Consider the following 17,321-nt stretch of genomic DNA (forward strand, 5'->3'; position numbering starts at 1 on the left):
TCCAGCCGAGGTCGAGGAAGCGCCGGCAGAGTGCGGCGCCCAGCGCGCCGGCCAGGTGGGGGCGGCGCTCGGTCCAGTCCAGGCAGTCCCGGACCAGTGGCCGCCGGGCGGCGCGCAGCGGCGCGACGGGCACACCGAGGTCGTCCAGCCAGGCCACCCCGGCCGGGGTGAGCGCCAGGCCGCCGGCACGGTCGAGCACGCCCCGGGCCAGCAGGGCGTCGTGCAGCAGCACGCCGAGCCGGCCGGCCAGGTGGTCGTAGCAGGTCCGGGCGTACGCGAGGGAGGTGTGCGCCGTCGCGGCGCGCAACGTGCGGGGCGGGGCCGCCGGGGCGGGCGCCCGGCCGGCCAGGTCCTCGATGAGCTGGGCCACCGACGGGTCGGCCAGGCGGACGTACCGGTGCCGGCCCTGCCGCTCCTCGGCCAGCAGCCCGCCGCGGACCAGCCGGGTGAGGTGGTCGCTCGCGGTGGACGGCGCCACCCCGGCGGACCGGGCCAGCTCGCCCGCCGTCCAGGCCCGCCCGTCGAGCAGGGCGAGGCAGAAGCCGGCCCGGGTCGGGTCGGCGAGCAGCGCGGCGAGCCCGGCCAGCGCGTGGCCGTCGGAGCGGGTGGTCATGCCGCAATGCTGGCACGGACACGCTTCGGTCCCCACCGACCGGTGCAGCGGCTCTTTACATCGTTGTCTCCAACGTTGTAGAAACGGAGGCACCGCAGTGACCTCCGTCTACCTCCAAGGCAGGCCTGATGGGACACCTCCGCCGCGGCGGCGTGCTCGCCGCCGTACTCACGATGTTGCTGACCACGGCGGCGGCCGCGCCCGCCGCCGCGGCCGACCGCTACCGGAACCCGGTGTCGGCCGGCTTCGCCGACACCTTCGCCGACCCGGCCGTGGTCCGCGGGGACGACGGCCTCTGGTACGCCTTCGGCACCTCCGACCCGCTGCGCGAGGGCGAACGCCAGCCGCACCGGGTGCCGATCGCCCGCTCCGCCGACCTGGTCGACTGGACCTACGTGGGCGACGCCTTCGCACCGGACCAGCGGCCGTCCTTCGCCGCGCCCGGGGCGGCGTTCTGGGCGCCCGACGTGCGCCGGGTCGCCGGCCGCTGGGTCATGTACGTGACCGTCACCGACACCACCGTCTCCGGCGACACCTTCGACACCGCGATCGGGGCGGCCACCGCGCCCACCCCGGCCGGGCCGTGGACGTTCGCCGACGCGCCCGTGGTCGCCCCGCGCCCCGGCGGGGGCGGCGGTTACCTGTGGACCATCGACCCGAGCCAGTTCACCGACGTGGACGGCCGGTCCTACCTGTACTACGGCAGCTACTACGGCGGCGTCTCGGTCACCGAGCTGTCCGCCGACGGGCTGCGCGCGGTCGGCGCGGCCACCATGGTCGCCATCGACAACAAGTTCGAGGGCAGCTACGTGCTGCGCCACGACGGCTGGTACTGGCTGTTCGCCTCCACCGCGAACTGCTGCGCCGGGCCGGCCACCGGCTACTCAGTGCAGGTCGGCCGGGCGCGCGACCCGCGCGGCCCGTTCGTGGACCGGGACGGCCAGCGGCTCGACGTCTCCCGGGCCGGCGGCACGCCGGTGCTCACGCAGAACGGCAACCGCTGGATCGGCACCGGGCACCACGCGGTGGTCACCGACCTGTCCGGGCAGGACTGGATCGCCTACCACGCGATCGACCGGGCCGATCCCTACCTGGACGAGCCGTTCGGGATCAACGAGCGGCCGATGCTGCTGGACCGCCTCGACTGGGTGGACGGCTGGCCGACCGTCAACGCCGGCGCCGGCCCCTCGGACGGGCCCCGGCCCGCGCCGGTCACCACCGGCCGGGTCGACGCCCGCTTCGACACCGCCGACCTCGGCGGCTGGCGGGGCGGCGCGGGCGACTGGCGGGTGAGCGGCGGCGTCCTGGTGGGCACCGGCACGCTGACCGCCCGGACCGGGCTCGGCGGGGACGTACGGGCCGAGGCAGACCTGCGCCTGGCCGGCGCGGACGCGGCCGGGCTGCGGCTCGGCGCGGTGGAGGTCCGGGTCGGCGACGGCCGGCTCACCGCCCGGGACGCCGGCGGCGCGACGGCGAGCGTGCCGCTGCCCGCCGGGCTGGACCTCACCGCCCGGCACAACCTGGCCGTGGAGGTACGCGGCCGGCAGCTCGTCGCCGAGCTGAGCCCGGCCCGCCTCGGCGACCAGCTCGCCGTGGTGACGCTGACGCTGGCCCGGCCGGCGGCCGGCCCGCTCGCGCTGCGCGCCGAGGGTGGCGCGGCCGAGTTCGACAACGTCAGCGCGGCCCGGCTGTACCGGCCGGTCCGGCACCCGCTCGCCCCGCCCCGCGTCGGCCCGCTGCTGCCCGGCTGGTCGGACGAGTTCACCGACGGGCTCGACCCGGCCTGGCAGTGGATCCGCCCCAACCCGGCCGCCACGGTGACCGGCGGCGCGCTGCGCTGGCCGGTCGAGTCGACCGACCTGGTCGGCACCGGCAACACCGCCGGGGTGCTGCTGCGCGACGCGCCCGCGGGCGACTACGTCGCGGAGACGAAGGTGACCCTCGACCTGGGCGAGGACAGCGTGCGCAACTACCAGCAGGCGGGCCTGGTGGCGTACGTGGACGACGACCGGTTCGCCCGGCTGGCCCAGGTGGCCATCTGGAACACCCGCCAGGTCGAGTACGGCTACGAGCTGCCCTTCGCCGGCCGGCCGGTGTACGGCGGCAGCATCGTCGGCACCCCGGCCACCACCACCTGGCTGCGACTGGCCCACCACGTCGACCCGGTCACCGGCGAGCACGAGTTCCGGGCCGGGTCCAGCCGGGACGGCACGCACTGGACCTGGGGCGCGGTGTGGACCTTCCCGGCCGACACCACACCGAGGATCGGCCTCGTCGCGCACGGCGGCGCCACCCCGGCGGTGACCGCGGAGTTCGACTACCTGCGGTTCCACCGCTGACCCGGGCGACCGGGGCCGTCCGGCTGCGGTTTCCACCGCTGACCCGTGCGGCCCCGGTCAGGCGCCGGGGCGCGGGCAGGCCGGGGTGAGCTCGCTGACCGTCCGGGTGTCGCTGTCGTAGCTGCGCGCGGCCACGAACTCCCCGCCCGGCCGGTCCGGCCCGGCCACCGCCCGGGCCCGTCGGCGGTCGGCGTCGCGGAACCGCAGCGCCAGGCTCAGGTGCGGCACCCAGCGCCCGGGCAGGTGCCACGGGTGCGGCCCCGGCGCCCCGGCCAGCACGTCCCAGACCGCGCCGTGCAGGGCGATCAGCTGCGGCGCGGGGCGGACCAGCCAGACCAGCGGGGCGCTGCCGTCGAGGACCGCCACCCGGTCCAGCCGGGCCGGCAGCGGCAGCGCCGCGTCGCAGAGGTCGGCGAGGCGCTGCTCGGCGCCGGGCGGGAACTCGTCGACCGAAGCGAGGGTCAGGTGCGGGCGGTTGGTCGGGTGCGTGTTGCGGGCCAGGCTGGGCAGGCCGGCGGCGGCAAGCCGGTCCCAGGCCGCCCGTACCGCCTCCTCCAGCTCCGGCGAGCAGAGCAGTTCGACCGTACGCACGCCGTCAGGCTAATCGCCGGCGGTGTGCGGCGGCGTCCCGTGGGGAATGCCGGCCGGATGAGCGCGCTGACCGAGACCGACGAACGCCACCTGCGCCGGGCCGTCGAGCTGGCCGCCGCCGCCCGGGCCGCCGGGGACGGGCCGTTCGGTTCGCTGCTTGTCGACACCGACGGGCGGGTGCTGGCCGAGGAGGTCAACACCGAGCGGACCGACGGCGACGTCACCGCCCACCCGGAGCTGAAGCTGGCCCGCTGGGCGGCCCGGCAGCTCACCCCGGAGGCGGCGGCCGTGGCCACCCTCTACACCAGTTGCCAGCCGTGCGGCATGTGCGCCGCCGCCATCGAGCGCTCCGGCCTGGGCCGGGTGGTCTACGCGCTCAGCGCCGAGCAGCTCGCCGGGCTGCGCCCCGCTCCCCCGGCCACCCCGGTGGCGTACGCCGGCCCGGCCCTGTTCGACGAGGCACGGGTACCGGTCCAGCCGGCCTGAGCCGGCTTGGTCAGAGCCAGCCCGCCTCACGGGCCCGCCGGACCGCCTCGGCCCGGTCGGCGGCGCCGAGCTTCTGCACGCACGCGGCCAGGTGGTTGCGGACCGTTCCGGCCGCCAGGTGGGTCCGCCGGGCGATCACCGCGACCGGGGTGCCCAGCTCCGCCAGGCGCAGCGTCTCCAGCTCGCGCGGGGTGAGCGGGCACTCGGGCAGGGTCAGCGCGTCGGCGGCGAGGGCCGGGTCGACGTACCGCGCGCCGGCGTGCACCCGGCGGATCACGTCGGCCAGCGCGCCGCCGGGCGCGCCCTTGGCCAGGAACCCCCGCGCGCCCGCGGTCAGCGCCGGCCGGAGCTGGGCGGGCCGGCCGTGCCCGGTGAGGATCACCGTGGCGCAGCCGGGCAGCACGCGGGCCAGCTCGGCGGCGACCTGGATCCCGCCGGGCGCCGGCATCTCCAGGTCCAGCACGGCCACGTCGGGGCGGTGGGCCAGCGCCGCGTCGAGGGCGGCGCGGCCGTCGGCGGCGTGCGCCACCACCTCGATGTCCGGCTCCAGGTCGAGCAGGGCCGCGAGGGCGAGCCGGATCAGCTCCTCGTCGTCGGCCAGCAGCACCCGGATCACGAGGCCACCGGCACGGTCGCCACCAGGTGGAACACCCCGTCCTCGGCGTACGCGCGGACGCTGCCACCGGCCGGGGCGAGGCGGTCGGCCAGCCCGCGCAGCCCGCCGCTGAGCCCGTCCGGGCCGGTCCCACCGGCGCCGTCGTTGCGTACGGTCATCGTCACCAGGCCGTCCTCCCGGGTCAGCTCGATCCGGCACCAGTCGGCCCGGCTGTGCCGCAGCACGTTCGTCCCGGCCTCGCGCAGCACGGCGGCCAGGTCGGCGGCGACCGGCGCGGGCAGCTCGCCGGCCGGCGGCACCACGGTGCAGCGCACCCCGCTGGACCGGAGCACCTCCCCCACCGCGGTTAGTTGCTCGGCCAGGTCGACGGCGCGGTAGCCGTGCACGGCCTCGCGTACCCGGCTCAGGGCGGAGCCGGCGAGCCGGCGCGCCTCGGCCGCCTCCCGCCCGGCCCGGGCGGCGTCGACGGGTGCGAGCCGCTCGGCCAGCTCCGCCTTGAGCGCGATCACGGTGAGGTCATGGCCGAGCAGGTCGTGCACGTCGCGGGCGAAGCGCAGCCGCTCCTCGGCGGCGGCGAGCCGGGCCCGGGCCTCCTGCCCCTGCCGGGCCTCGACGACCAGGTCCCAGAACCACACCTGGAGCCAGGTGACCGCGGCGCTCCCGACGCCGACGCCACCGGTGACGAGCAGGGCGGTGGGCAGCGGCCCGCCGGTCGCCCGGGTCACGGCGGCCGAGGCGCCGAGCACCGCCACCGCCGCGAGCAGGGCGGGCAGCGGCCGGAACAGCAGCGGGGACATGCCGACCAGGGACGCGCCCAGCCAGGCCCAGGTCGGCCAGGCGCCGGCGGCGACCGGGCCGACCAGCGGCAGGCTGAGCAGGGCGGCCACCGCCAGCGCGGCGTGCCGGCGGCGCCGGGCCCGCCCGGCGAGCCAGGGGGTGACCGCCGCGTGCAGCACCGCCGCCTGGGCGGCGGCGAAGCCGGCCAGCCCGAGCACGCCGAGCGCCAGGCGCAGCGGGTCCGGCTCCCGGGCCAGCCCGACGCCGGGCAGCAGCAGGGTGGTCCCGACGTTCGTCGCCAGCGACACCAGGGTGAGCTGCCGGGCCCGCCGCAGCCGGCGGTCCACCGCGTCGACCGTCATGTCCGCCGATCCTAGGGCCGGTGACCGCCCGGTTCACCCCTGCGGAATGTCACGCCGCACCCGTGCGCGACGCACGGTTTTCCGGTGACGGACGCGCCTGGTCCCGTACGCGGGGCGCCGGCAGGGTCGGGGCATGACCGAGACGACGGTACGGACACCGCTGCGAGCGGACGCCCGACGGCTGGCCGGCCACGTGGCCGGGATGGTCGTGGCGATGGTGGTCGGAATGCTGCTGCTCGGCCCGCTGTGGCGGGCCGGCGCCGAGTGGCTGGGCGGCGCGGACGTGCTGGCCCGGGCGGATGTCGGCGCGCTGGTGATGGCGACGGACATGGGGCTGGGCATGGCCGCCTGGATGTGGCACCGGGGCCACGGGTGGGCCGCCACGGCCGAGATGGTGGCCGTCATGTACGTCCCGTTCCTGCTGCTGCTCCCGCCCTGGTGGGCCGGGCTGGTCGGGGACGACGCGCTGATGCTCGGCGGCCACCTGCTGATGCTGCCGGCGATGGCGGTGGTGGCGCTGCGGCACCGGCACGCGCACCCGGCGCCGGCCCGCCGCCATCCGGTGGCCGCCGCCCTGGCGCGCCGCTGGCCGACCGGGCTGGCCCTGCTCATGACGGTGGACCTCTGGATCGCGCCGACCGTGTTCTCCCCGTGGACGCTGCTGGTGCTGCCCGCCGGTTACCTGCTCATCGGCACCTGGCGGCGGCAGTGGGGCGACCGCCGGAACCTGCCGTGGCAGCTCGCCGGGCTGGCCGGCTGGGGCGGGCTGGCCGGAGGCGCCCTGCTCGCGCGGGACGGCCTCGCCGGAGTGCTGGTCGGGCTCGGCTGGCTCGGGCACGCCGCCTGGGACCTGGCGCACCACCGCACCGGCCGGGTGGTGCCCCGGGGGTACGCGGAGTGGTGCGGGGTGCTGGACGCCGTCGTGGGGTCGACCGTCCTGCTGGCCGTCCTGTCCGGGTGAACCGCGGCGTGGCGGGGGCGACGGTTTGCGACGGTCGCCGCGACGGCCGGGTGGGGGTGATGAAAGGCTTGTCCCATGAGTTCCGCACCAGCCCCGACCGATCCCGCCAACCCCGCCGAGGACGAGGCCGCCGCCTTCGCCGACCTCGGGCTGCGCACCGAGCTGCTGAACGCGCTGGCCGCCCTCGGCTACGAGGAGCCGACCCCGATCCAGCGGGAGGCGATCCCGCCGCTGCTCGCCGGCCAGGACCTGCTGGGGCAGGCGGCGACCGGCACCGGCAAGACCGCGGCGTTCGCCCTGCCGCTGCTGCAGCGGATGCCCGACGATCGCCCCGGCGGGGAACCGGTGTCGCTGGTGCTGGTGCCGACCCGGGAGCTGGCGGTGCAGGTGTCCGAGGCGTTCCACCGGTACGGCAAGGACCTGGGCGCCCGGGTGCTGCCGATCTACGGCGGCCAGCCGATTGGCCGGCAGCTGCGCGCCCTGGACGCCGGCGTGGACGTGGTCGTGGCGACCCCGGGCCGGGCGCTCGACCACATCGCCCGGGGCACCCTGCGGCTGGGCGCGCTGGCCACGGTGGTGCTGGACGAGGCCGACGAGATGCTCGACATGGGCTTCGCCGAGGACATCGAGGCGATCCTGGAGCACGCCCCGGCGGGCCGGCAGACCGTGCTCTTCTCGGCCACCATGCCGGCCCGGATCGACGGGCTGGCCCGCCAGCACCTGACCGACCCGGTGCGCATCCAGATCGAGCGCGAGCGGCCGGTCGCGGGCGAGGCGCCGCGGGTGCGGCAGAGCGCGTACATCATCGCGCGGGCGCACAAGCCGGCGGCGCTGGGCCGGGTGCTGGACGTGGAGTCGCCCACCGCGGCGATCGTGTTCTGCCGCAGCCGGGAGGAGGTGGACCGGCTCACCGAGACCATGAACGGCCGGGGCTACCGCGCCGAGGCGCTGCACGGCGGGATGAGCCAGGAGCAGCGGGACCGGGTGATGGGCCGGCTGCGGTCGGGCACCGCCGACCTGCTGGTGGCCACCGACGTGGCGGCGCGCGGGCTGGACGTGGAGCAGCTCACCCACGTGGTCAACTACGACGTCCCGTCGGCGCCCGAGTCGTACGTGCACCGGATCGGCCGGGTGGGCCGGGCCGGCCGGGAGGGCGTGGCGATCACGCTGGCCGAGCCGCGCGAGCACCGGATGCTCAAGACCATCGAGCGGGTCACCGGGCAGCGGATCGCGGTCGACAAGATCCCCACGGTGGCGGACCTGCGTACCCGGCGGCTGGAGCTGACCCAGGCGGCGCTCCGGGAGTCGCTGCTGGAGGACGACCTGGAGCCGTTCCGGGCGATCGTCGAGTCGCTGACCGACGAGTTCGACCTCATGGAGGTCGCGCTGGCCGCGGTGCGGCTGGCCCACGAGGCCACCCTGCCCGGCACGGCCGACGAGGAGGAGGAGATCCCGCAGGTCGCGGTCCGCGCGCCCCGGGAGCCCCGACCGGGCTACGAGGGCCGGGAGCGACGCGGCGGCGCGCGTCCCCGCGCCGGGGGGACGACGCAGGTCTTCATCGGGCTGGGCCGGCGCGCCGGGGTGCGCCCGCAGGACCTCGTCGGGGCGATCACCGGGGAGACCGGGGTCAGCGGCCGGGACATCGGCTCGATCGAGATCGCCGACCGGTTCTCCCTGGTGGAGGTCCCGTACGGCGTAGCCGACGAGGTGATCCAGGGGCTGCGCGGCAGCACCATCAAGGGCCGCAAGGCCACCGTGCGCCGGGACCGGGACCGGGACGGCGAGGGCGGCGGCGAGCGCCGTGTCGACGGTGACCGCCGGGAGCGGCGCGGCCGGGATGGCGACGGTGGGGAGCGGCGGGAGCGCCGGGACCGCTGGTGAGCACGGCCGAGGCCCCCGGTCCGGGTGGACCGGGGGCCTCGGCGTGTCAGGTGGTCAGGCCGCGGCGAGCGGCTGGCCGCCCAGGGTCTCCGCGTCGACCTCGGCCGGGCGCAGCGCCAGGGCGAGCACGTCGGCGACGTCGGCGAGGGTGTGGATGGTCAGCGCCTCGCGGACCTCGGTGGGCAGGTCGTCCAGGTCCGGCTCGTTGCGCTTCGGGATGATCACCTCGGTCAGCCCGGCCCGGTGGGCGGCGAGCAGCTTCTGCTTCACGCCTCCGATGGGCAGCACCCGGCCGGAGAGGGTCACCTCGCCGGTCATCCCGAACTCCGGCCGGACCGGCCGGCCGGTCACCAGCGACGCCAGCGCGGTGACCATGGTGATCCCGGCGCTCGGGCCGTCCTTGGGCACCGCGCCCGCCGGGAAGTGCACGTGGATCCGCCGCCCGGCGAGGGCGTTCGGGTCGATGCCGAGGCGTCGCCCGTTGGAGCGCAGGTAGGACAGCGCGATGTGCGCCGACTCCTTCATCACGTCGCCGAGCTGGCCGGTGAGGGTCAGCCCCGGCTCGCCCTCCATGCTGGTGGCCTCGATGAAGAGCACGTCGCCGCCGGCGCCGGTGACCGCCAGGCCGGTGGCCACGCCGGGCACCGCCGTCCGCTCGGCCGACTCCGGGGTGAACTTGGGCCGGCCCAGGTAGCGGGCGAGGTTGTCGGTGTCGACGCGGACCGGCGCCGGGTCGGACGCCAGTGCCACGGTGACCTTGCGCAGGATCTTGGCCAGGGCCCGCTCCAGCTGCCGGACGCCCGCCTCCCGGGTGTACTCACCCGCGATGAGCGCCAGCGCCTCGTCGGCCACGGTGACCTCGTCGGCGGTCAGCCCGGCCCGCTCCCGCTGCCGGGGCAGCAGGTGGTCGCGGGCGATGGCCACCTTCTCGTCCTCGGTGTAGCCGTCCAGGGTGACCAGCTCCATCCGGTCCAGCAGCGGGCCGGGGATGCTCTCCACCACGTTGGCGGTGGCCAGGAACAGCACGTCGGACAGGTCGAGGTCGACCTCCAGGTAGTGGTCCCGGAAGGTGTGGTTCTGCGCCGGGTCGAGCACCTCCAGCAGGGCCGCGGCCGGGTCGCCGGAGTAGCCGACGGCCAGCTTGTCGACCTCGTCGAGGAGCACCACCGGGTTCATCGAGCCGGCCTCGCGCAGCGCGCGGACGATCCGGCCGGGCAGCGCGCCGACGTAGGTGCGCCGGTGGCCGCGGATCTCCGCCTCGTCGCGGACGCCGCCGAGGGAGACCCGGACGAAGTTGCGGCCGAGCGCCCGCGCCACGGACTCGCCGAGGCTGGTCTTGCCGACGCCGGGCGGGCCGGCCAGGGCGAGCACCGCACCGGAGCCGCGACCGCCGACCACGCCGAGGTTGCGCTCGGCGCGCCGGTTGCGTACGGCCAGGTACTCCAGGATGCGGTCCTTCACGTCGGCCAGGCCGGCGTGGTCGGCGTCGAGCACCGCACGCGCCGCGGCCAGGTCGGTGTTGTCCTCGGTACGCGTGTTCCACGGCATCTCGAGGACGGTGTCCAGCCAGGTCCGGATCCAGCCCGCCTCCGGGGAGGCGTCGCTGGCCCGCTCCAGCTTGCCGACCTCGCGCAGGGCCGCCTCGCGGACCTTCTCGGGCAGGTCGGCGGACTCGACGCGGGAGCGGTAGTCGGCGGAGCCGTCCGGCTCGTCCTCGCCGAGCTCCTTGCGGATCGCGGCGAGCTGCTGGCGGAGCAGGAACTCGCGCTGCGACTTCTCCAGCCCCTCGCGGACGTCGCTGTTGATCCGCTCGGTGACCTCCTGCTCGGCCAGGTGGTCCTTCACCCAGCCGACCAGCAGCTCCAGCCGGGCGGTGACGTCCGGGGCGGCGAGCAGCTCGGTCTTCTGCGCCAGGGTCAGCCACGGCGCGTAGCCGGCGGCGTCGGCCAGCTCGGAGAGGTCGGTCATCCGCTCCATGGCGTCGATGACCTGCCACGCGCCGCGCTCCTGAAGGACCGAGGTCATCAGCGCGCGGTACTCGCGGGCGAGCTCCCGGGCCCGGCCGGCCGGGGCGGGTTCGTCGAGGGTGGTCGCCTCGACCCAGAGGGCGGCGCCCGGTCCGGGCACGCCGGAGCCGATCCGGGCCCGGGCGAGGCCGCGGACCACGGCGGCCGGCTCGCCGCTGGGCAGCCGGCCCACCTTCTCGATGGTGGCGATCACGCCGACCGAGCCGTACTCGCCGTCGAGGCGCGGCACGGCGAGCAAGCGCTTGTCCCCGGTGGCGCGGGCCGCGTCGACCGCGGCCTGGGTGGTCGGGTCGAGGGTCACCGGGATGACCATGCCGGGCAGCAGGACGGCGTCGGTCAGAGGAAGTACCGGAAGAGTTGCCATCGAACACCTGCTATCACGTTGAGTTGAGCGTGTCAGGCTCAAGTAACAAACCGTCTCCCTTGTTCCAGCTTGTGACCCACGCCACTCCACCGGCGCCCTCCGGCGCGCCGCCGCGTGTGAACGCCCATTTGCCGCCGCCGCGATATCCCGACCCGCCGAATGGCGAAGGGCGGGTATTGTTGCGAAATTGCCACGAGATACGTCAAACTCGTAGCCACACCCCGCCCGACACAGGGAGTAATGGCGATGGCAAGGAAAGTAATCACCGTTCTGACCGACGACCTCGACGGCGGAAAGGCCGATCGGACCGTCGAGTTCAGCCTGGACGGCGTGGCATACACGATCGACGTCTCCGACGAGAACGCCGGCGTCCTGCGCAAGGCGCTGGACCCGTACATCAGCGCTGGCAGGCGGATCGGTCGCGGCCCGGTGGAGGCCGGTCGCGCGCCGCGTGGCGCGACCCGGCCGAGCACCTCGGGAATGGACCGCGAGCAGAACCGCGCCATCCGGGAATGGGCCGCCAAGAACGGCTACGAGATTTCCGAGCGGGGCCGCATCCCCGTCTCGGTGGTGGAGGCCTACAAGAACCGCTGAACCTCCGGTTCACCGTCGGGCACCCCGGGGTCACGCTGAGAAATCGGCTGGCCCCGGCTGGCTTTTCCCGTCGTTAACAATTTTCAGCCGGGCGGGGAATCCCGGCAGCCGACTTCATCCCGCGTCGCCCCTCCGGGACGCGGCGATCCCCGACCGCCTGGGAGCCCTCGGTGCGCGTCAGCATGGCGACCAGCGCCGGCCGGGCCGGCCGGCCGAACGAGGACTTCGTCGGCGCGGTGCCCGGCGCCGCGGTGCTGCTCGACGGCGCCGGCATCCCCGGAACGGAGTCGATCTGCTCCCACGGCGTCGCCTGGTACACGCACCGCCTCGGCGGGGCGCTGCTCGGTCGGCTGTCGCGTGACGACGGGCGGGACCTGACGGCGATCCTCGCCGACACGATCGACGAGATCGCGGCCGAGCACGGCGGCACCTGCGACGTCACGGACCCGGGCAGCCCGCAGGCGACCGTGCTGATCGTCCGCGCCCACCGGGGCCGCCTGGACCATCTCCTGCTCGCGGACTCCTTCCTGGTCCTCGACCAGGTCGGCGGTGACCCGCAGGTCGTCACCGACGAGCGCGAGGTCACCGCCAGGCGCGTCTGCTCGGCGCCCCTGGACGGCGTTCCGCCGGGAACACCGGAGCACGACAGCGTCCGGGCCTCGTGCGTCGAGGCGCTGCGGGCCCGCCGGAACCAGCCGGGCGGCTACTGGCTCGCCAAGGACGACCCGCGCGCGGCGGAGGAGGCGGTGACCGGCAGCCGGCCACTGCACGACCTGGCGGCCGTCGCGCTGCTCAGCAACGGCGCCAGCCGCATCGTCAACCCGTACGGCCTGACCGGCTGGCGCGGCGTGCTGGACCTGCTCGCCGCCGACGGGCCGGCCGAGATCGTCCGCCGCGTCCGGGAGGCCGAGGCCAGCACCTCGGCGGCCCCCGACGCCCCGCTCCCCGACGACGCCACGGTCGCGCACTGCACCCACCTGGCGCCCGGCCGCTGACGAGGTGCCCGAACCGCGTTGATCATGAGGTTAGCGCTGCGATTCGCCCGATTCGTCACGGCCAACGTCATGATCAACCCACGGAACGGCCGGAGCCGCCCGGGGCATCCCGGGCGGCTCCGGCCGTCGGTAATCAGTTGACCCGGATCCGCACCACGTCGAAGGCGGGGGTCTGGTTGGCCCGCTCCATCATCGGAATGCGGTGCGACCCGTCACCGGCCCAGACCGCGCACTGCGCCAGCCCCGACTCCGGCAGGCCCGGGATCTGGATCTGCACGTCGTCCGGCTGCTCGCTGCCCCGGCCGTCCTCGGTGGCGACGAAGAACGCCGGCACGTCCTGCGGGTTCGGCGGCTGCCGGGTGCTGTCGAGCATCCGGCACGCGGTGTGGAAGTGGCCGCGTACGAGGCCCTGGTCGTTGAGGAGCGAACTCTCCAGGTAGTAGCCGCCCTGGCCGGCGGCGAGGAAGCGGTCGCGCACCAGGTTGCGGGTGGTGACCCGGAGGGTGAACGGCTGGTTGCGCTGGACCCGGTTCGGGAACTGCGTGATCAGCAGCGAGGGATTGTTCGCGGCGGCCCCGACCTCACCGAACGCGGTGCTCACGCAGCGGTTCCCGTTCTGGAAACCGTCGTGCGCCTGGAGCCGGCTGTTGGCGCAGTCCTTGGCGAGCACGTTCAGGCCGTTGTTGCCGCCGTTCTGGCCGCCGTTGTTCCCGCCGTTCTGGCCACCGTTGTTGTTTCCGCCGGTCTGGCCGCCGTTGTTGTTCCCGCCGGTCGGACCCGCGGTCGGACCCCCGGTCTGACCGCCATTCTGACCGCCGTTCTGACCGCCGTTCTGTCCGCCGGTCTGACCACCGTTCTGGCCGCCGTTCTGGGCGTTGTCGGCGAGGGCGCACTGCGCCAACTGGTCCAGGCCCTCGGGGCGCTGGGCGACCCGGCCGATGGCCGTGGCGATCCGGTTCAACGTCGCGGTCCGCTTCTCGGCGAGCGGCCGCAGGATGGCGTTGTTGATGAAGTCACCGCCGTTGCGGCCGTCCGCCGCGAGCCGCCGGTTGGCCTCGGCGATCTGGCCGTCCAGCAGGGCGAGGTTGCGGTCCACCTCGGCGCGCGCCCGGTCGGGCACCTGCGGCAGCCGGCTCCGCACGTCCGGGCAGGCCACGGTCGGGGTCCCGGCGCCCGCGCCGCCCCCCTTGGTCTGCTGGCACTCGGCGGCGGACATCTGCCCGTCCCCCCAGTGGTTGCGTACCCAGCGGCCGTTCTGCCAGGTCCGGGTGGTGCTCCCCCGGCCGTCCGGCGCGGTGGCCCCCGGGCTCGCGGCCACGCAGGACGCCGAGGCGGTACGGACGGTGGTCCGCCGGTCCTGGGCGGACGAGATCTGGGTGACGGCGACGATTCCGCCGAAGACCGCGAGCGTGCCGACCACGGCCAGCAGACGCTTGCTCCGCGCGTTACCGGATGACCGGCGCGCCCGTGTGGACCTGCGCATCGAATTGCTCTCCTTCTCGATCCGGTAGTTGACTGGTGACCCCGGCGGACCGATGGAATTCGGGGTGAGGATCACTGCGACGTTCCGGCCGCACGTCGATGACCGACGATGCCCTTTCCGCACCGTCCCCGCGCCGTCCGGCGCGGCGGGGAAGATCTGCGTCCATTCCCGCTTAGGTACGGAGCGAGGGCGGCGAGGGTTCAACCGGGGATCGGAAGAATTCGCGGAAACCTCCGCGGGGCCGGCCGGCGGCCCGAGAAGGGCCGGTCAGTCGGCGCAGAGGTGGTCGAAGGCGAAGCCGCCCTCGAACTCGTCGCGCCGGGCGGCGAGCCGTCGGATCTGCCCGCGCAACTCGTCCCGGTCCACCAGGGACGGCGCGGCGCCGTCCAGGTCGCGCAGCCGCTCCCCGACCGCCACGACGGCCAGGTCCTCGGCGAGCCGGCCCGGGTCCACGCCGCAGGAGAAGCGCTGCGCGGCCAACTGCACCCGCTCGACGAGGCACCGCCCGGGCCGCACCTCGACCCAGCTCCAGCCCTCGGCCGGGCCGTCCGCCCACCGCACGTGCAGCCCCCGGACGATCGGGTCGGCCAGCCGGCGCTCCACGTACGCCTCGACGGTGGCGGCCCGGGTCAGCGCCCCGAGGTCGTTGACCGGCCCGCGCCGGCCGTCCGGGAGCCGGCCGACGATGTCCCGGAACCCGACGGCGTCGCCGGTGTCCGGGTCGGTGCCGGCGGCGTAGCCGCGCGCGTCGATGACGTACTCGACGAGGCGGCGGGCGTGCTCGGCGCCGCGCAACGTGGGTGACTCGACCCGCAGCAGCGGCAGGCCGACCGCCGCGCAGACCGCGCTGGTCATCCGCTCGGCCCGGCGGGCCGGCGACCCGGCGGGCGCGGGCGCGGCGAACTGCACGGCGAACAGCGGCAGGCTGGTGTCGGCGGCGCAGACGACCTGGTCGAAGCCCTCCCGACCGGCGGTGCTCCACTGGTGCCCGGTGACCCCCGGCGGCCGGCCCTGCACCAGCTCGCCGAGCCGCCGGTCGGGGTACCCGACCTGGCCGGCGCGGGTGAGCTGCGGCGCGACCCCGGGCGGGATCGGACGCAGCCAGGAGGTGGCCACGCCGCCGGTGCTCGTCATCTCGCCAGATCCATCCGTCGCTGGTGTCGACGCCCGAGTCTAGGGCGTCGATCATGGCGGCCGCCTCGGCGGTGCGGGGGAATCCGGTTGCCCGGACCGACCGAGGGCCGGTGGAATCGGCCGCGTGAGGATCTTCCTGACCACCGAACGGCTGGTGCTGCGCGAGTTCACCCCGGACGACGCCCCGCTCCTGACCGAGCTGGACGGCGACCCGGCCGTGATGCGTTACCTGACCGGCGGGCGGCCCACCCCGGCCGGCGAGGTACGGGACCGGGTGCTGCCCGCCATCCTTGCCGCGTACCGCCGGCCGCCCGGGCTCGGCTGGTGGGCGGTGGAGCGGCGGGCCGACGGCGCCTTCCTGGGCTGGTTCGAGTTCCGCGCGCTCGGCGACGGCGACCCCCGCGAGGTCGAGCTGGGCTACCGGCTGCGCCGGGCCGCCTGGGGCGCCGGGTACGCCACCGAGGGCGCCCGGGCGCTCGTCGACCACGGCTTCACCGCGCTCGGCGTCGAGCGGGTGGTGGCGACCACCATGGCGGTCAACGCCGGGTCCCGCCGGGTCATGGAGAAGGCCGGGCTGGCGTACCGGCGGACGTTCCACCAGGACTGGCCGGAGGCGATCCCCGGCTCGGAACACGGCGAGGTGGAGTACGCGCTGACGCGCGCGGAGTGGGCCGCGCGCCGGCGGGCCACCGATCCGCCACCGGCCGGCTGACCGGCGCGGCCGGAGGACTGTACGGCCCGGAAACGGGTACGCCCCGCCGGTCCGGTCGGTCGCGGCGGAGCGGAGGTGGGGCATGACGCGCGGGCAGTTCGGCTTCCTCGCCGGATTCCTGGTGGTCGCGGTCTGGGCGCTGGGCGGTGCCGGGGCGGCCGCCGCCGCCACCGTGGCCGGACTGGTCGGCTGGCTGCTGGCCCGGGTCCGCGACGGGGACGTCACCGTGTCCGGGCTCGCCGACCGGGCTATCGCAGGCCGGGCCATCGCTGACCGGGCCGTCGCCGGCCGGGCCGTCGCCGGCCGGGCCATCGCCGGCCGGCGCCGCTGAGGCGGTCCGCGATGACCGGCATCCTGGCCCGGCGCGCCACCGCCCCACCCGCGCTGAAACCCGGTTCGGAGGAGCGGGCCGCCGGACTCGCCGAGGAGGCGGCGCGGCGTACCCCGGCGGTCAGCGGCCCGGTGGCCACGGTCCGCGTCGACGGCGCCGCCGTCCGGGTCGACCTGGACCTCGTGGTCGACCACGGCGCGCCGCTGGCCGTGGTGGCCGAGGCGGTCCGTCGCCGGGTCGCCGCCCGGATCGAGGCGCACACCGGGCGGACCGTCGAGTCGGTCACCGTCACGGTGGTGGACCTGCGCGTGCCGGGCGAGGCGACGGTCCCGCCGACCGGCCGGGACCATCCGGGGGCCGGGCGGCGCGACCGGGACCGGGCCAGGAGCCCCGGGACCGACCCGCGGGAGGCGACGTGAGCGCCGGGGCCGGCGGGCGGAGCACGACGTGCGCACGGTGAACCGGGTCGCCACGCTGCTGCTGGCCGTGGCCCTGCTGTCCGGCGGGGTGCTGGTGGCCGTCGAAGGGCTGCTCGTCGCGCTGGGCCGCCCCGGGCCGCTGCCCGGCGGGTGGCCGGCCACGCTGACCACCGTCCGCTGGCGGGACGCCCCGGTGCGGGCGATCGCCGCCGGTGTCACCCTGCTCGGCCTGCTGCTGCTCGTTGCGGAGCTGCGCCCCTGGCGGCCGACCCGGCTCCGGCTCGCCGACGACGACGGCTGGCACCTGCACCGCCGCTCGGTGGAGCGGCGGCTGGCCCGGGCGGTCCGGTCGGTGCCGAGCGTCCGCCGGGCCCGGGTGCGCGTCCGCCGGCGGGGAGACGCCTGGCGACCCCGGGTGACCGCCACCGGCGACCCGGCGGCCCGGGCCGACGTCGAGTTCGCGCTGCGCCGGGAGCTGGACCGGCTGACCGCCCCCCACCGCGACCCGATCGAGGTCCGGCTCGTCCCCGCCCGGCGGGCGCCGTGAGCAACGCCGCCCACCGGCTGCTCTGGACGGTGCTCGCACTGGTCCTGGTGGCGGCGGGCGGCACCGCGTCGGCGGTGGGCCGGCTCTAC

The 17,321-nt window shown here is 76.1% G+C and carries 17 protein-coding genes; 10 read left to right on the forward strand and 7 right to left on the reverse strand.

Annotated features, from left to right (window positions below; translation table 11 throughout):
* Nucleotides 1-613 (reverse strand): ArsR/SmtB family transcription factor (locus ACW0Q9_RS19705; protein ID WP_456183359.1); only part of this gene is annotated, 613 nt, incomplete at its 3' end.
* 128 nt (nt 614-741) lie between these two features.
* Here ACW0Q9_RS19705 and ACW0Q9_RS19710 point away from each other — a divergent pair.
* Nucleotides 742-2,952, forward strand: coding sequence for a family 43 glycosylhydrolase (locus ACW0Q9_RS19710; RefSeq protein WP_456183361.1), 2,211 nt, complete (start codon nt 742-744; stop codon nt 2,950-2,952).
* 57 nt (nt 2,953-3,009) lie between these two features.
* Here the strand turns inward: ACW0Q9_RS19710 and ACW0Q9_RS19715 are convergent, their stop codons facing one another.
* Entirely contained in the window at nt 3,010-3,543 is a 534-nt protein-coding gene (locus tag ACW0Q9_RS19715; protein ID WP_456183363.1) for a 2'-5' RNA ligase family protein, read from the reverse strand.
* Between the two features lie 57 nt (nt 3,544-3,600).
* Here ACW0Q9_RS19715 and ACW0Q9_RS19720 point away from each other — a divergent pair, with 57 nt between their 5' ends.
* Complete coding sequence (locus ACW0Q9_RS19720) at nt 3,601-4,029, forward strand: nucleoside deaminase (protein ID WP_456183365.1); 429 nt, start codon at nt 3,601-3,603, stop codon at nt 4,027-4,029.
* Nucleotides 4,030-4,039: 10 nt separating this feature from the next.
* On the opposite strand, the gene ACW0Q9_RS19725 is transcribed toward ACW0Q9_RS19720, so the two are convergent.
* Together ACW0Q9_RS19725 and ACW0Q9_RS19730 are read right to left on the reverse strand one after the other, a co-directional pair.
* Nucleotides 4,040-4,645: a response regulator gene (locus ACW0Q9_RS19725; RefSeq protein WP_456183367.1), complete on the reverse strand. Its 606-nt coding sequence runs from the start codon at nt 4,643-4,645 to the stop codon at nt 4,040-4,042.
* Nucleotides 4,642-5,784, reverse strand: coding sequence for a sensor histidine kinase (locus ACW0Q9_RS19730; protein WP_456183369.1), 1,143 nt, complete (start codon nt 5,782-5,784; stop codon nt 4,642-4,644). The genes ACW0Q9_RS19725 and ACW0Q9_RS19730 overlap by 4 nt, the downstream gene beginning before the upstream one ends.
* Before the next feature lie 133 nt (nt 5,785-5,917).
* On the opposite strand from ACW0Q9_RS19730, the gene ACW0Q9_RS19735 reads away from it, so the two are divergent.
* Together ACW0Q9_RS19735 and ACW0Q9_RS19740 are read left to right on the forward strand one after the other, a co-directional pair.
* Nucleotides 5,918-6,745 (forward strand): hypothetical protein, encoded by an 828-nt coding sequence (locus ACW0Q9_RS19735; protein WP_456183371.1) that lies wholly within the window; start codon nt 5,918-5,920, stop codon nt 6,743-6,745.
* A 75-nt stretch (nt 6,746-6,820) separates the two neighbouring features.
* The gene (locus ACW0Q9_RS19740) at nt 6,821-8,626 is read left to right on the forward strand and encodes a DEAD/DEAH box helicase (RefSeq protein WP_456183373.1); all 1,806 of its coding nucleotides are present in this window, start codon (nt 6,821-6,823) and stop codon (nt 8,624-8,626) included.
* A gap of 54 nt (nt 8,627-8,680) precedes the next feature.
* On the opposite strand, the gene lon is transcribed toward ACW0Q9_RS19740, so the two are convergent.
* Nucleotides 8,681-11,017, reverse strand: coding sequence for an endopeptidase La (lon, locus tag ACW0Q9_RS19745; protein ID WP_456183375.1), 2,337 nt, complete (start codon nt 11,015-11,017; stop codon nt 8,681-8,683).
* A 246-nt stretch (nt 11,018-11,263) separates the two neighbouring features.
* Here lon and ACW0Q9_RS19750 point away from each other — a divergent pair, with 246 nt between their 5' ends.
* Together ACW0Q9_RS19750 and ACW0Q9_RS19755 are read left to right on the forward strand one after the other, a co-directional pair.
* Nucleotides 11,264-11,611: a histone-like nucleoid-structuring protein Lsr2 gene (locus tag ACW0Q9_RS19750; RefSeq protein ID WP_456183391.1), complete on the forward strand. Its 348-nt coding sequence runs from the start codon at nt 11,264-11,266 to the stop codon at nt 11,609-11,611.
* A 170-nt stretch (nt 11,612-11,781) separates the two neighbouring features.
* A complete protein-coding gene (locus ACW0Q9_RS19755; RefSeq protein WP_456183377.1) occupies nt 11,782-12,606 on the forward strand; it encodes a hypothetical protein in 825 nt (274 codons plus the stop codon).
* Between the two features lie 133 nt (nt 12,607-12,739).
* Here the strand turns inward: ACW0Q9_RS19755 and ACW0Q9_RS19760 are convergent, their stop codons facing one another.
* Complete coding sequence (locus tag ACW0Q9_RS19760) at nt 12,740-14,089, reverse strand: hypothetical protein (RefSeq protein WP_456183379.1); 1,350 nt, start codon at nt 14,087-14,089, stop codon at nt 12,740-12,742.
* A 267-nt stretch (nt 14,090-14,356) separates the two neighbouring features.
* Entirely contained in the window at nt 14,357-15,223 is an 867-nt protein-coding gene (locus ACW0Q9_RS19765) for a hypothetical protein (protein WP_456183381.1), read from the reverse strand.
* A 124-nt stretch (nt 15,224-15,347) separates the two neighbouring features.
* Here ACW0Q9_RS19765 and ACW0Q9_RS19770 point away from each other — a divergent pair, with 124 nt between their 5' ends.
* From ACW0Q9_RS19770 to ACW0Q9_RS19785, 4 genes are all read left to right on the forward strand, one after another.
* Nucleotides 15,348-15,935, forward strand: coding sequence for a GNAT family N-acetyltransferase (locus ACW0Q9_RS19770; protein WP_456183383.1), 588 nt, complete (start codon nt 15,348-15,350; stop codon nt 15,933-15,935).
* Nucleotides 15,936-16,017: 82 nt separating this feature from the next.
* Nucleotides 16,018-16,266 (forward strand): hypothetical protein, encoded by a 249-nt coding sequence (locus tag ACW0Q9_RS19775; protein ID WP_456183385.1) that lies wholly within the window; start codon nt 16,018-16,020, stop codon nt 16,264-16,266.
* 11 nt (nt 16,267-16,277) lie between these two features.
* A complete protein-coding gene (locus ACW0Q9_RS19780) occupies nt 16,278-16,685 on the forward strand; it encodes an Asp23/Gls24 family envelope stress response protein (RefSeq protein ID WP_456183387.1) in 408 nt (135 codons plus the stop codon).
* Between the two features lie 28 nt (nt 16,686-16,713).
* Nucleotides 16,714-17,232, forward strand: a complete 519-nt coding sequence (locus tag ACW0Q9_RS19785; RefSeq protein WP_456183389.1) for a DUF6286 domain-containing protein — start codon at nt 16,714-16,716, stop codon at nt 17,230-17,232.
* Nucleotides 17,233-17,321: the final 89 nt, after the last annotated feature.

The sequence above is a fragment of the Micromonospora sp. I033 genome (assembly GCF_053890995.1).